The following is a 13632-nucleotide window of genomic DNA, read 5'->3' on the forward strand; positions in this document are numbered from 1 at the left end:
AAAAATCTACGAGGAGGCGGCGTTCATCGGCTACTATTTTCACTGGAGCCACGATGAGATCATGGAGATGAGTCATCTGGACCGGATCCGGTGGTGCAAGGAAATCTCTAAGATTAACAGCAGGCTGAATGATGAACCGGAGAATGTGTTCGCCGTCTAGGAGTGACAGATGGAAAAATATATGTCGAATTATCGGTTCCGCGTTGTACTGGGAAATGTTCCCGGATATAACCCGGAGGTGATCAGTTTTGCCAGAGCATCCGGACTGCAGCTGAGTTTGGAGTTTGAAGAACTGGCCGAGGGCGGGCTCAATGACCGGCCCCACGTTCTGAACAATCCGGCGAAGAAGAACGGGACGCTGGTGCTGGAACGGGGCGTGGCCGGAAAAAAAGGCTGGATGGCCCGGATGAGGCCAGGGCTACATCTGGGAACCTGGCTCCGGATTTCCCTGATGGACGCTAGAAATGATAAGATCCTCAGGTCCTATGAGATCGAGGACGGAGTGGTGACCAAGTGGGAATTGTCGCCGCTGGATGCCATGGGACATGAGGTGTTGATTGAAAAGCTGGAAATCCAGTATGTAGGATTGAAACTATCCTGATCGTTATCGTTGAGAGGCAGGTGGCGGCATGGGACTGACTCTGATAAATCCTTTTTTTGCACAGCAAATCATAGATAAATATGCTTTTCATGACACCTGTTTCTTGGAAGAGGTGAATTTTGTTTACTATGAACCTGCTGCGGAAAACCAGCCCCCGGCTTCTTATCACACGGAGCTGCTCCTTAAGCTGTTCCTCCAATTCCAGACGCTGGTTCTGGCCGGTCAGAAAAACATTTTAAACCAGTCTATGCTGCAGCAGGTGCTGTCCCATTCGCTGACAGAAGCGGGAACAGGCGATGGAAATTCCTCCCAGACCAATCAGAAAAAGCAGCAGGCGGCCGGCCTGCGCAGAAGAATCCCGTCATCTATCGAATCGGAAAAACAGCGGCTGCGGCGGGAACGAAGGCTGACCGTCGATGAGGCCTTCTTGGGGAGTTGGATCCGAAAGCTGACAGAGGAAGAATCTAAGTTCGTCTCTCAGGAATTATTGAATGCCGGAATTTTGCCCCGGGATCAAAAAGCGGAAAGCGGCGAGGAGCGCATACAGGAAAAAACAGCTCCCAGTCACGAAAAAATTGGGCTGAGGGCAGAAAGTGAAACGGCGGGCCGCCTGCGAAGAGAAGCTTCTTCTTATGAGATCCTGAGACGGTGGAACCGGTTGGACGGTGAAGAAAAAGAAAAGATAACAGAGTGGATCCAGAATCATGTGCTCGGCTCTGCAAATCAGGAAACGTTTCGCCGGTTGATTTTAAAATATGAGGAACCGGTCCGGCGGGAGATGGAAAAGACAGCTTCGTCTCGCGTCTTTCCAGAGGTTTTTTCTGTTTGGGCAGGGGAAGCCCCATCCTTTTTGATCCAGTCCTCTTCCATCCAGGATTCCGATTCTCTGCTGGCCTGGAACAAGCGATCCTCTCAGACAGATGGGCGGACCACCATGGAAGGACAAGAAAAGGCAAGGGCTGGTCTCTCCCAAGGAACGTCAGGCGAGAAAAACTCAAAACAAGGCGGTTTAAAGCAGAACCGTTTTTCCCTTCTTTGGAAGGATTTGAAAGAGCGGGAGCAGGCGGAAGAAAAGCAGGCTCAGGAACGTCTGCTGTGGGAAGGCGCGGGAGTCTTGACATTTTTGCGGCGGAAGGACCTCCGGGAAGAACGAGAGGAATTTCTTCGTTTGGCAGCCGAGAGCGCGGGATCCAAAGCGGCGGATCGGATCAAAAAATATTGGGAACTGCCTGCTGAGAAACCCGAAGGGGTTTCGGAACGGGAGAAAGAAATAGAGCCGGTTCTCCGGCTGATTGCGAGAGAAAATCAAAGACAGGCAACTGTCTTGTACCATAGATTGGAAGAGTCCCGGACCTACCAGGAAGATACCGCCGCTGTCTCGGCCAAGCTGGAAGCAATGGCCAGGATCCGAGGAATCAGAGGAGACATCGGACGGGGGCAGAATCCGGAGGAACTCATCCGCCTGGCCGGAGAACAGATCGGGCCGGAAGCGGTGGAAATTTTGGAACAGTATTTTCAACAGACAATCCGAAACGATCGGAAGAAGGCAGGCGAAACAAAGGACTCTGATCCGGAAAGAAATTCAGAACCAACAATCGGGAGGGTGGAAAACAGGCAGGAGGGAAACCGGCAGGAACCAGTCCAGGATGCTTTACCGCTGCCTATACGGGAGTTGGCAATACATTCTTCCGGCCGTCTGGCGGCCTTGATTCAAAAATCTGGAATCCTGGAACAGCCGGAATTTTGGTGGTTCCGGGAAAGAATTGTGCGCAGCGCAGATGGTGTTTCCGAGACGCAGGACTCATTCTTTGATCAAGGAAACCCTTATGAAGAGGTTTTGATTCAGCTTCGAAAACAAGCGAAAGATCCAGGGATCCGAACCCAGTTCATAAATCTCTCGGAACGTCTGCTGACTTCTTCCGAGGCGAGGTTGCTTCGGCAATACCTGACCTCCGAACCGGATTCCGGTCCAATCGAAAAACAGAGTCCAAAGAATTCCCCGGAAGCCCCGGTTCGGGATATCATTCAGAGAAACCAGGGAAAGATTTTGTCCCTTCTCCAAGCGTCCGGAGTTTTGGAACTCCCAGAATTTCAGGCTGAGAAGCCGGATGAAACCGCAGGAAAAGAGCGGCACCGCGGGGAGCGTTTCTCCGACGGGAATCTGGAACTGCTTCAGAGGGAAAACTTTGCCTTTCCTTTTTACGAAACTGTTTTTCGTACACTGAGGGAGAAGGAAAGCTACCGGTCCGTGCGGGAAGAATTGGCGCGGCTGGCGGCGGAGGCGTTGAGTGAGAACGACCTTCGGGTGCTGACGAAGTATCTGGAAACACCCCGGACCGATTCGTCCCGACCGGATCTATTCCGACCGGATCTATCCCGACCGGATTCCTCCCGACTCGATTTGTCCCAACCGGATTCTTCACAACCTGATCCATCCCGCGACTGGAAGAGCAGCAGTCGGGAACCGGGGAAACCGGAGGAGGAAACCAAGCATCCCGGTGTAAAAGAATACACAGTTTCCGGTCCGGAAGGAAAAGAGAAGGAAGCTAAGGCAGCTGAGAAAGCTAAAGCAATTAAGGAAGCTAAGGCAACTAAGGCAACTAAGGAAGTTGAGGCAACTAAAGAAGCAAAGATAGAGACAAAGCTTGACGGCAATCAAGAGGGTTCCCGAAACGTAGATTCCAGGTTAGAAGACAAGGAAACCGTCTGGGAATTCGGAAAGGATTCCGCCGAATCAGGCAGAAAGCCAGGCATTTGGGAAAGATCGGCGGTAAAAGCCGCGGGTAATCCTTCACAATCTGCAGAGCGGTCGGGTGGTGTGGAACCGGCGGTCCGTACAGGATTAGCGGCTGACGCCGGCCCTCTTGGAAAGACAGAAATGCCCGGCGGGCTGATGGCTCTGACGAAAGCATACCCAAAAACGTTTTCTTCCTTGCTGGAACGGGCCGGAATTTTTGATCTGTCGGAATTTGTCGGGAGACTGACCGCGGAAGATGGGGGAGAAGATGCGGGATTTTCCTATGAGTCCGTCTTTTTGACGCTTAGAGAGAAGGAATCTTACCGGAAGGAGCGGGAAAATCTGGTCCGTCTGACGGAAGAGCAGATGGGAGCGGCGGCAGGCAGACTGCTGAGATCATATCTGGGAATGTCTTTGGGGAAGTTATCGGGGGAAGCGGATACCGGCACTGACTGCGGCACAAGAGATGCCGAAACAGAGCCGGGCGGAAGATCTGGCGGAGTCCATGAGAGCGCCCGCGGCAGGGGGCGGAGAGACATTTTGCATTCAGGTGAGAGGCCCAAGGAACGGCACATCAAGACGGAAGGCCTGGAACAGCAAGAAAAGCCTGGCTTGACCAAGCCGTCTGCGGGCTTGCCCTCAGCGGAAAAAATCACTGTGAGAACGGCGGCTGATTTTCGGAACCAGCCGGGAGTAAAACTGCCGGAAGAACTGTCCGCGCTGATCCGAAAAAACGGAGAGCTTCTTCCTAGTATTCTGAGACGCGCCGGAATTTCACTATCCCAGGATGAGGATGGAATCGTTTTTCGTATCCATCCGGAGAAAACCGGTCATACAGAGAGGCTGAACCACGGGCAGGCGGAAAACGGTCCGGAAGAATCCTTGTCCTACGGGGAGTACGGAGCCCTTTTTTCCTATCTAAAGACAGAACACGGATTTCAGAGAGAGCGGGAGGAACTGACCCGCCTCTTCCGGGAAAATTTGGGATCCGAGGCTGCCCGGACAGTGGAGCATTATTTTTCTGCTGGGCAGGCGCTTACCGGGGAGAGAAGCCAGGCGGCTTTGCTTCCGGATATACGCCCAATCCGGACCGTACCCCTGCGAATTGGCCCTGCGCCGGGGAGGCATGTTCTTCCCACTGCCCTGAAAGAGATCTTTCGGGGAAAGGAACAAGCCTGGGCGGCGCTGTTTGCGGAGGCTGGACTTGACCCTTTGACGGAACAGGCCGATCGGTCCCGCCGGGCGGGCGGACAGAATGAAAAGGCGGGGGGATCACTTGACTTCCTATACGGGGAGTTGTTGATTGTTTTAAAGGAATCCCCCGAACAGGTCAAAACGAGGGAAGCTCTGGTCCGGCTGGCGAAGGAACGGATGGGCCGTGAGGCCGGAAACGCTTTGGAAGCTTTTTTTCAGACCTCGTCGGAGGGGGTCACCCGCCCGATGGAGACATCCTTTTATCCGCCGGAACTCCGGAACATAGCCCAGACATTGCCGTCCGGCCGGGCTCAGCCGATGCCTTTGACATCAAGTGTGATGCGGAAAAGAAATCTATCCGGTTCTGTTGATCCATCGAGCGCGGATTTTTCCTTTCAACGAAAGGTCGGTTCCCCAGCGCTGCCCGGCCATGAGGCAGGCCAGCCGGCGCCGCCGGATCAAACCTTTGCACCTGGCCAGCCTGCGGCCGTTTTCCACTACCGGGTCCCGCCAGATCCTCTGACAGGGCCGGCCCCGCCTCCACCCCTGCTCCATGAGAGCGTGTGGGAAAAGCATCCGGTGTCCAAGCATCCGGCGGCGGATCCCGCGGCTTTAGACTCGGTGACGTTTCCCAGAAAACAGCCGCCAGAGCCGCGATGGGAGGAATTAAAGCCCGCCCAGCTGAAGCTTTTGCAGAGCCAGACCCGGAGAACCCAGGATCTGGAGGCAGCGCAGGGGCGGATTGAGAAGTTGGAAGAGCAGATCCGCCTTCAGGAAACTAAGGTGACCCAGCTTTCGGAAAGCCAGGGAGCCGGAAACGAGATTCCTAGGCCGGATGTCGGCGCCATCACCAGAGAGGTAGTAAAACGTTTAGAACGGGAACTGCGGCTGGAAAAGATGCGAAAAGGACTTTTATAGGGAAAGGAGACGCAGATGGGACTGGAAAAAGCATATCTGGAAGTGGAAGGAAAGAGCGGCCATGTGCCGGTGATGTTCAATCCTTCGGAGTACAATCTTTCCCGCGGCGTCAACTATGCGGAAAAAAAGATACCGGGTCTGGAGGGGCCGGTCACCCAATTCCTCTCCGGAGAGAATATTACGCTGGACATCACCCTGGTGTTCGACACCTATGAGCCGCCGACTCTTCAGAACAAAGGAAAAGAGGGCGGCAGCGATGTAACGGTGAAGACCAGGGAGCTGGCCCGCCTGCTGTCCATCGACGGCAAGCTGCACCGGCCCCCGATGGTCTGGTTCATCTGGGGGACCCTCCAATTTCACGGAATTGTGACCAAGATTGAGGAGAGCTATACCATGTTCCTAGCAAGCGGCATGCCGGTCCGGGCCAAGGTGAAGCTCACCTTCCAGTCGGTGTACGATGCGGCCAAGGACAAGATGAAAGCCCCTTTCGAGTCGCCGGACCGGACCAAAGTTCGGACGATCCATGAAGGGGAGCAGCTCTGGCATTACGCCTGGGAGGAGTACGGAGATCCGGAACTGTGGCGGGTCATTGCCAAGGAGAATGGCATTCGCAATCCCCTCGCTATCGTGCCGGGCCAAAAGGTAAAACTCCCGGCCTTGTAACCGGAGGAGATCGCAATGGCAGATTTGATGGAACAGAAAACGACGCTGGCGGCGCTGGAACAAAAATACGAGAATTTTATGGTCCCGGCTGTGCGGATTCGTGTAAACGGAAAGGATGTGGCGGGAAACGGCGGCGCCGTGGTGGAGAGCCTGCGGGTGAAACTGGCATTGGACGACAGCGGAAGTGCGGATTTTACGCTGACCCATGTCTACGACAGCGAGAAGCGCTCCTTTGCCAAAAAGGTGAAGGATCTGGTGATGCTGGGCAGCCTGGTCAAGATTGAGATCGGTTACGGGTCCTCTTTGGAGGAAGTCTTTGCCGGCTTTATCTACAACATCCACTATCAGGTGGGAGAGATGCCGTCCCTCTCGGTGGCGGTGATGGACCTGCGCCGTCTGATGGCGGAAAACCAAAAGAGCTACTACACCTATTCCCAGAAAAGCAGTTCCGACGTGGTGATGGAGATCCTGAAAACCTATCAGCCGATGTTTAGCAAGGCGGTCATTACCAAGACCAAGGCCGAGGAGGATCCGGATTTCGAGCAAAACGGCTCGGACTTAGACTTTATCCAGACCCTATGCCGCCGCTCCAACCGGGAGTTTTTGGTCTGTGGCTCCAAGGTGTATTTCCGGAAGCCCCGCTCGGCGGACGCGTCCATTGTGACGCTGGAAAACGGAAGAAGCCTATTAGCTTTTTCCAGGGAGATGATTTATAAGGACGAGACCATCCATGTGGTGGTCCGGAAAGACGACAAGGAAGTGCTCCGGGAGTCTGAGAAAGTAAAAACCGGCTCAGCCGAGGTCCGTTCCCTGAATATCCCGATCCAGAAATATATCGTAGAGTCCGACATCAAAACCAGAGAAAAGGCAAAAGACCGTCTGGCCAAGGAAATCGTAGAGGTCACCAAGCAGTGCCAGGCGGGGAGCGGCAGTTGTATCGGACTGCCGGACCTGGTGCCGGGCCGTTATATTGAGATCGCCAAGGTGGATGCGATGCTGGATGGAAAATACTATTTGAAAAGTGTGGAGCACCAATGGGGGAGCGACGGCTACCAGACCAGTTTTGAGGTGGGAGGATATGATACATGAGTCTGTTTGACGAGCTTTTAGAAGAACAAAAGGAAAACCGCAGGCAGACCCAGAGTATGATGGGGATTGTCTACGGGGTGGTAAAAGAAAACTGGGACCAGGATCATCCGGGAATGGTGAAAGTGGAGATCTTACAGGGAGAATCGGGGAAAAATGTCAGCGACTGGATCCCGGTGATGTCCCCCTATGCGGGCAAGGAATTCGGCGCATACGCGCTGCCGGAGATTGGGACCCAGGCGGTGGTGGCTTTTGAGATGGGAAATCTCCACTCGCCGGTGGTGATCGGATGTCTCTGGAACCAGAAAGATCCGGTTCCCCCGAAGGCGGCCAATGAAAAGAACACGGAAAAAACGTTTGTTACCAAAGGCGGAAACCGGATTTTGATTTCCGACGAGGGAGGCAAGGAAAAGATAGAGATAGAGACCAAGGGAAAGCTTTTTATCGGTCTGGACGATGAGAAACAGATGGTCGCCATCCGGGATGAAAAAGCAGACAACAGCATTTCCATGGACTGCAAAAATGGAGCCATGGTCCTGGAAGCAAAAGAGAAGCTGACTCTCCGGGTCAACAAGAAGGATGTGATTGCTCTGGATGGAAAAGCGGGCTCGGCCACGGTCAAGACCAAACAGGTCACCGTGGAGGCGGAGCAGGCTTTGAAATTGAAGGGGCAGAGCGGTTCTTTAGAGGGAAATTCTCTTTCCGTCAAAGGGCAGACCACCAAAATGGAGGGGAATATGCTGGATTTGGCCGGAAAAGGAACGCTCAAGGCAGAGTCCAGTGGCATGCTCCAGCTGAAAGGGAGCATGGTAAAGATCAATTAACAGACAGGAGGCTGCCATGGAATCATACAGCAGAGAAGAAGTTTCCCAGGACTTTCTGGGGCGCGGCTGGAAATTCCCGCCCCAGGTGGATGAGACCACCGGGCGGATTCGCACGGCCGGCTATGAGGAAGATATTGCGGAAGCCATCCGGATCATCCTGTTTACCCGAAAGGGGGAGCGGGCGATGCGCCCGGAGTTCGGCTCCACAATCTACGAATACTTGTTTTCCACCATGGATTTCACAACCATCAAACGGATGGAGCGGGAACTTTTAGAGGCAATCATCCGCTGGGAGCCGCGGGTGATTGAGCCGGAGGTCCGGGTGGACACGGAGAGACTTGACGAGGGACTGATCCGGGTGGAAGTCCGCTATGTGGTGAGAACCACCAACAACCCCTACAACTTGGTGTTTCCCTATTATATCAACGAAGGGATTTAAAAGACAGAATTGGTTTCGATTGGCCCAAGACATAAAGAGCAGGGTTTCATGGAAAAGAAAGGAAGGAGCGCAGGATGGACAGCAGGGAGATTGACGGAAGAAAAAAAGAAGACTTGCTTGAAGAAATCCGGGACACAGCCGCTTCCTATGTCCCCGAATGGCAGTTTGATCCGGAACATCCGGATGTGGGGACCGTTCTTGCCATGGTCTACGCGGATCTGTTCGCCGGCACGCTCCGGCGTTTCCGCCAGGTCCTGCGAAAAAATGAAATCGCATTTTTCCGGGAACTGGGAGCGGAACTGCTTCCCGCGGTGCCGGCCAAGGGAACCGTGACCTTTCATCTGTCCACCGGAGAGTTCGGCGGCACGCAGGTTCCCAAAGGCTTTGCACTTCTGGGCGAGCCGGACGAGGAGGAGCAAAGCCAGGTCTTTGAGACCATGGACGATCTGTTTGTGACCCCGTCGGCCTTGTCGGCCGTTCTCTATGAAAACGGGCCGGAGGACCGGATCGTGGAGGTGTTCCGGAGCAGTCCGGAGCAGGAGGAGCCGGAGCCGTTTTTCCTGTTTGCCCCGGAGGGTAAAAACGAGCAGGAGCATCTTTTCTTTCTGAGTCAGGACCATGTCCTGCGGATCCGCCGCGACGCCTGGATCTCGCTGCGGCTGATCCCTTACCGTTTTGGAAATCCGGACGGGGATGAGCTGAGCTTCCTGGAAAAGGAAGCGGTATTTGAATATTACACGGAAGAAGGCTTTCTTCCTTTTGAAGAGCAGAAGCTGGAAGAGGGCGTTATCTATCTTCATAAGGGGGCCGGACAGCTTCCTTTTGCTTACCGGGAATTCACAGAGGCAAAAGGGTACTTCATCCGATGCCGTCTGGAAGGAAAATATAACAGAAAACCGATCCAAGTGGAGGACGTCTGGCTGGCGGCACGGGCCGAGGGCCTGGCCCCGGATTTGATCCAGACCGACGAAGGAGAGCAGGCCGCAAAGGATATCTTTCCGTTTGGCCAGCGGCCCAGCCTGTTTTCCGAGATCTATTTTGCCTCGGAGGAGGCCCTCAGCAAGAAGGGGGCGAGGATCACCCTGAAATTCCGCCTGGATTTTGAGCGGTTTCCACTGGAAATTATCACCGAGGAACAGGAGCGGGAGTGGAAACTGGTGATGAAGCGCTCCGATTTCCGGCCGGACCCGGAGTATGACATCACAATCGAGCAAGTGATCTTCGAGTACTACAACGGCACTGGATGGAGCCGCCTGTTTGCCGGTCAGGAACACAGCCGGACGTTCAGCGGCAAGGAAAGTGCCATGGGCCGGATGGTTTCCATTGAATTTCCCTGTCCCGACGACATGGAGCCGGTGCTGCTGCACTCGGCGGAGTCTTGTTACCTGCGGATCCGGGTCATCCGGATGGATAATCTTTATAAAATCAGGGGGAATTACATCACGCCGGTGATCAGCGATGTGAATTTTTCCTATTCTTATAAGGGCCAGGGCCTGAGGCCGGAGCGCCTGATCTGCCGGAACAACCGGAAGAACCTGGTGACGGAAGGGAAAAGCTTTGGGACACCCCGGTTTTTCTGCACTTTGTTTCAGGGGTTGGAGAACCCGGCTGCGTCCCTTTACTGGGGTTTTACGGAACCGTTGACGGACGGCCCGCTCCGGATGTTTGCTTCCATGGAAGAGACCATCCATGAAAAATTGCCGAGGCTTTCCCTTACGTACAGCGGGGAGCAGGGATTTGAGCCGTTTTCCGTGGTGGATGAGACGGAAGATTTCCGGAAATCCGGCCTGATTACCTTTATGGGGAGAAATGATTTTAAAAAGAGAGAAATATTCGGCGTGGAAGCCTACTGGCTAAGGCTTACCGATGAGTCCGGGGCATATGCCGGAGCTTGGCGGAACAGGCCCATGCCGCGGATCCGGCGGTTATCGATGAATACGGTGCGGGTGCTGGCGGTGGAGACCATGCCGGAGGAATTCTTTTCTGTGGAGACAGGGGAGGAAAACCCGGTCTGCCGGCTGAGAAGCGGCGCGGTCTATGATCTGAGCGTCTGGGTCAATGAGGCAGGCTCTATTTCGCGGGAGGAGCTGGACCGGCTGCTGTCAAAATGCCAGGCAAAGACTGAATTGGATGAGGACGGGGAGATCTGCCGGGCTTGGGTGCTCTGGCAGGAGACGGAGGATTTTTGGCTTTCCGGGCCGGAGAGCCGGTGTTATTTGGTGGATCGCAATCAGGGCGTCATCCGGTTTGGTGACGGACGCCGCGGAGCACTGCCCCCGGTGGCCGGGGCCCAGGAGATCCGGGTATCCTATCGCTGCGGCGGCGGGACAGGCGGCAACCAAAGGCCGGGCAGCGTCGCTCAGATGAGCCGGTCCCTGGGATTTCTCTCCGGAGCGGCCAATGAGGAGCGAACCGAGGGCGGATGCCAGCAGGAGACACTTTCCGAAGCGCTCATCCGGAATTCGAGACGGCTGCGCCACGGGGAACGGGCTGTGACCACCTCGGACTTTGAAGCGCTGGTCCGGGAGGCGGACCGGAACATTGTGAAGGTGCGCTGTTTCCCCGGACGCAACGAGGAGGGAAGGCGGGAGCCGGGCAGTGTGACGGCGGTGGTGCTGCCGGAAGGGTTCCGCTATGGAAGAACGAATTTCGATGAAGTGAAGGAACGGGTTTTGGAATATATGAATCCGCGGCTGCCGGGAAACATGGCGGCGCTGGGCAAGTTCTATGTGGCGGAACCCTACTATGTAAAGCTGGTCTGCCTGGTGGAGCTTTCGGTCCGGGATTTCAACCGGGTCTTTGAGGTAAAAGAGCGGGTAAAAGCGAAAATTGAAGAATTCTTGGACCCGGTGACCGGCAATTATCTGGGAACGGGCTGGGACATCGGACGGCTGCCCAATGAAACCCAGGTGATGAACGCAGTCAAGGGAATTCCGGGGATCGCATTCCTGAAACGGGTCCGCCTCAGCGCCTATGCCGGCGGCCGGGAGGAGGAGGGGGGAACCGGATCCGGGGAGCCGAGGAGAATCTATGCGGTGCCCGTGAACGGGGACCATGAGATCCAGATTCAGGTGGAATAACCGAGGAAAGGAGGCGCCCTATGCTGCCGGATATTCAATTGGACGCAGAAAATTTTGAGGAAATCGTCGAGAAGGCGAGAAAAATGATTCCCGGCATTGATCCGAACTGGACGGATTTTAACTATCACGACCCTGGCATGACATTTTTGGAGCTGTTTGCTTGGATGAAAGAAATGCAGCAATTCCATATGGATCAGATCGGAGATCTGCACCGGAGAAAATACCTGAAACTGTTGGGAATCTCCCCGCGGGACCTTATGCCGGCCAAGGCCATGCTAACCGTCCGGGGAAAGACGGATGGCTTTTTGCTTCGGGGCAGCCGTTTCTATGCAGATTCTGTCTGTTTTGAGACCGCGGGGAGGGAATACCTGAGCCGAGCCGAGGTGCTGGAGGGCGTGCGGGAAGACGAGAACGGCGTTCGGAGGTTTGACCTGAAAACCAGGGGAGGCCTGTTCCGGATTCCGGTGTTCGGGAAGAGCCCGAAGGGAGGGGAGACTTTTGCCCTGGGGCTGTCCGCGCCGCTGGCGCCGGAGGTGGAGCATCACCTCTATGTTCAGATTTTTGATGGGTATCCGGTAAAGAGGAATCCGGTGGAAGACCGGGAGCATTTTATTCCCCTGGCTAAAATTTCGGTGGAGGTCCTTACCGATCAGGGATACCAGCCAGTTTCCCTCCGGGAAGATGAGACCCAGGCGCTGCTGTTTTCCGGCTATCTGCGTTTGTCCCTGGACCGAGAGATGAAAGAGGCGGAAGGCAACTATTGGTTGCGCCTGCGGCTGCTGGAATCGGGTTATGAGACCGCTCCGGAGATGGAGGCTATCAGCCTTCACACCTTTCCGGTGATCCAGGTGAGAACCCTGGCGGAAAGCTGCGGGGTCTCCTTGGAAGATGGAGCGTTTCATCTGGACTTTGATCTGGCGGAAACGGGTGAGACGGACCTTTATCTGAAAGATGAAAAAGGCTACCGGAAATACGAGGGAAAGATGGAGCGGATTCGAACGGAGCAGGATGTTTTGTTTTCGATCGGGGAGAACGGGGAACAGGCGGAAAACGCGCAGGTTTTCTGCTATGAACAGGAATTCACCGGGAAGAGAGAGATCGGGGAGGGCACTGGCTTTCCTTTTCAGGAGTACGACCTGGGAATCCCCGGCCTCTGCCGCACCGGCTTTCTTGTCATGGCGGAGACTTCGTCTGGGAGTGGATTCTACCGGGAGTGGACCCAGGTGGAGGATTTTGACAGCTCCGGCCCGGAGGATCTACATTACCGTCTAGAAGATGGAAAAATTTTGTTTGGGGACTGCTTTCACGGCTGTGCCCCGGAGGGCAGGATTTTTATCGGAGCCTGCCGGATGAGCCTGGGGGCGGGCGGGAACGTCAAGGCCGGAGCCATCGGCGCCTGGGACGCCGTCTCGCTTGTGGAGCAGGCGGTCAACGAGGAGAGCGCCTGCGGCGGCGCGGAGGAAGAAACACTTTCCGACTGTGGCGGCCGGATGAGAGAGGCGCTCCACCGCACCGAGCGGGCGGTGACCTATGAGGATTACGAGGAGCTGGTCCGCCGGACACCGGGGATCCGGGTCCGGGCAGTGAAGGCAGTGCCGGTGACGGCGCTGAAACGGCCCGACGGCTCCATGGAGGAATCCCGAGTGGCCATCGCGGTGGCCCCTTATTCCGAGGAGGAGAGGAAACAGCCGAGCCCGGCTTATCTGGCAAACATTCTGCAGATGCTGGAACCCCGGCGGATGATCGGCGTCAAGGTGCAGATTCTTCCCTCGGAATACATCGGAATCTCTGTCTTTGTGGAAGTCACCGCGGATTCCTACTATGAGAGGGTAAGGCGGGAGATCGGACGCGTGCTCGCCCGATATTTTGAAAAGCAGGGCTGGGATTTTGGCCGGTCTGTCCGTCACAGTGAGATTTACGGGCTTTTGGATACCCTTCCCGGCGTGACGGCTGTCCGCACGGTGACGCTGGACGCCAAGGGAAAGGGTGTGAAACGGAACCGGAACGGCGACCTGCTGCTGCCGGCATCGGGCCTGGCCTATCTGAGGGACTGGGAATGTATGATATCCTCGGCGGAATAGGAGGAAGAC

Annotated in this window: 9 protein-coding genes; all 9 read left to right on the forward strand. The window is 55.4% G+C overall.

Going from position 1 to position 13632, the window contains the following annotated elements; translation table 11 throughout:
- Positions 1–25: 25 nt before the first annotated feature.
- Positions 26–160, forward strand: a complete 135-nt coding sequence (locus MUB23_RS19735; RefSeq protein WP_330641774.1) for a DUF6760 family protein — start codon at positions 26–28, stop codon at positions 158–160.
- A 9-nt stretch (positions 161–169) separates the two neighbouring features.
- Positions 170–601 (forward strand): phage tail protein, encoded by a 432-nt coding sequence (locus MUB23_RS00605; protein ID WP_244798248.1) that lies wholly within the window; start codon positions 170–172, stop codon positions 599–601.
- 103 nt (positions 602–704) lie between these two features.
- Positions 705–5450, forward strand: a complete 4746-nt coding sequence (locus MUB23_RS00610; protein ID WP_244798249.1) for a hypothetical protein — start codon at positions 705–707, stop codon at positions 5448–5450.
- 15 nt (positions 5451–5465) lie between these two features.
- Positions 5466–6113: a CIS tube protein gene (locus MUB23_RS00615; RefSeq protein WP_244798250.1), complete on the forward strand. Its 648-nt coding sequence runs from the start codon at positions 5466–5468 to the stop codon at positions 6111–6113.
- Between the two features lie 15 nt (positions 6114–6128).
- Positions 6129–7202 (forward strand): phage late control D family protein, encoded by a 1074-nt coding sequence (locus MUB23_RS00620; RefSeq protein WP_244798251.1) that lies wholly within the window; start codon positions 6129–6131, stop codon positions 7200–7202.
- Complete coding sequence (locus MUB23_RS00625) at positions 7199–8023, forward strand: phage baseplate assembly protein V (protein ID WP_244798252.1); 825 nt, start codon at positions 7199–7201, stop codon at positions 8021–8023. Before MUB23_RS00620 ends, MUB23_RS00625 begins: the two co-directional genes overlap by 4 nt.
- A 16-nt stretch (positions 8024–8039) precedes the next feature.
- Positions 8040–8462: a GPW/gp25 family protein gene (locus tag MUB23_RS00630; protein ID WP_244798253.1), complete on the forward strand. Its 423-nt coding sequence runs from the start codon at positions 8040–8042 to the stop codon at positions 8460–8462.
- Between the two features lie 74 nt (positions 8463–8536).
- Complete coding sequence (locus MUB23_RS00635; protein WP_244798254.1) at positions 8537–11542, forward strand: baseplate J/gp47 family protein; 3006 nt, start codon at positions 8537–8539, stop codon at positions 11540–11542.
- A gap of 20 nt (positions 11543–11562) precedes the next feature.
- The gene (locus MUB23_RS00640) at positions 11563–13623 is read left to right on the forward strand and encodes a putative baseplate assembly protein (RefSeq protein WP_244798255.1); all 2061 of its coding nucleotides are present in this window, start codon (positions 11563–11565) and stop codon (positions 13621–13623) included.
- Positions 13624–13632 lie beyond the last annotated feature (9 nt).

This window comes from Cuneatibacter sp. NSJ-177, from assembly GCF_022867805.1.
Classification (GTDB): domain Bacteria; phylum Bacillota; class Clostridia; order Lachnospirales; family Lachnospiraceae; genus Pseudolachnospira.

Coding starts and splice junctions, on each gene's coding strand:
- MUB23_RS00635 (WP_244798254.1), top strand. CDS start 8,537: ATGGACAGCAGGGAGATTGACGGAAGAAAAAAAGAAGACTTGCTTGAA.
- MUB23_RS00615 (WP_244798250.1), top strand. CDS start 5,466: ATGGGACTGGAAAAAGCATATCTGGAAGTGGAAGGAAAGAGCGGCCAT.
- MUB23_RS00625 (WP_244798252.1), top strand. CDS start 7,199: ATGAGTCTGTTTGACGAGCTTTTAGAAGAACAAAAGGAAAACCGCAGG.
- MUB23_RS00620 (WP_244798251.1), top strand. CDS start 6,129: ATGGCAGATTTGATGGAACAGAAAACGACGCTGGCGGCGCTGGAACAA.
- MUB23_RS00630 (WP_244798253.1), top strand. CDS start 8,040: ATGGAATCATACAGCAGAGAAGAAGTTTCCCAGGACTTTCTGGGGCGC.
- MUB23_RS00605 (WP_244798248.1), top strand. CDS start 170: ATGGAAAAATATATGTCGAATTATCGGTTCCGCGTTGTACTGGGAAAT.
- MUB23_RS00640 (WP_244798255.1), top strand. CDS start 11,563: ATGCTGCCGGATATTCAATTGGACGCAGAAAATTTTGAGGAAATCGTC.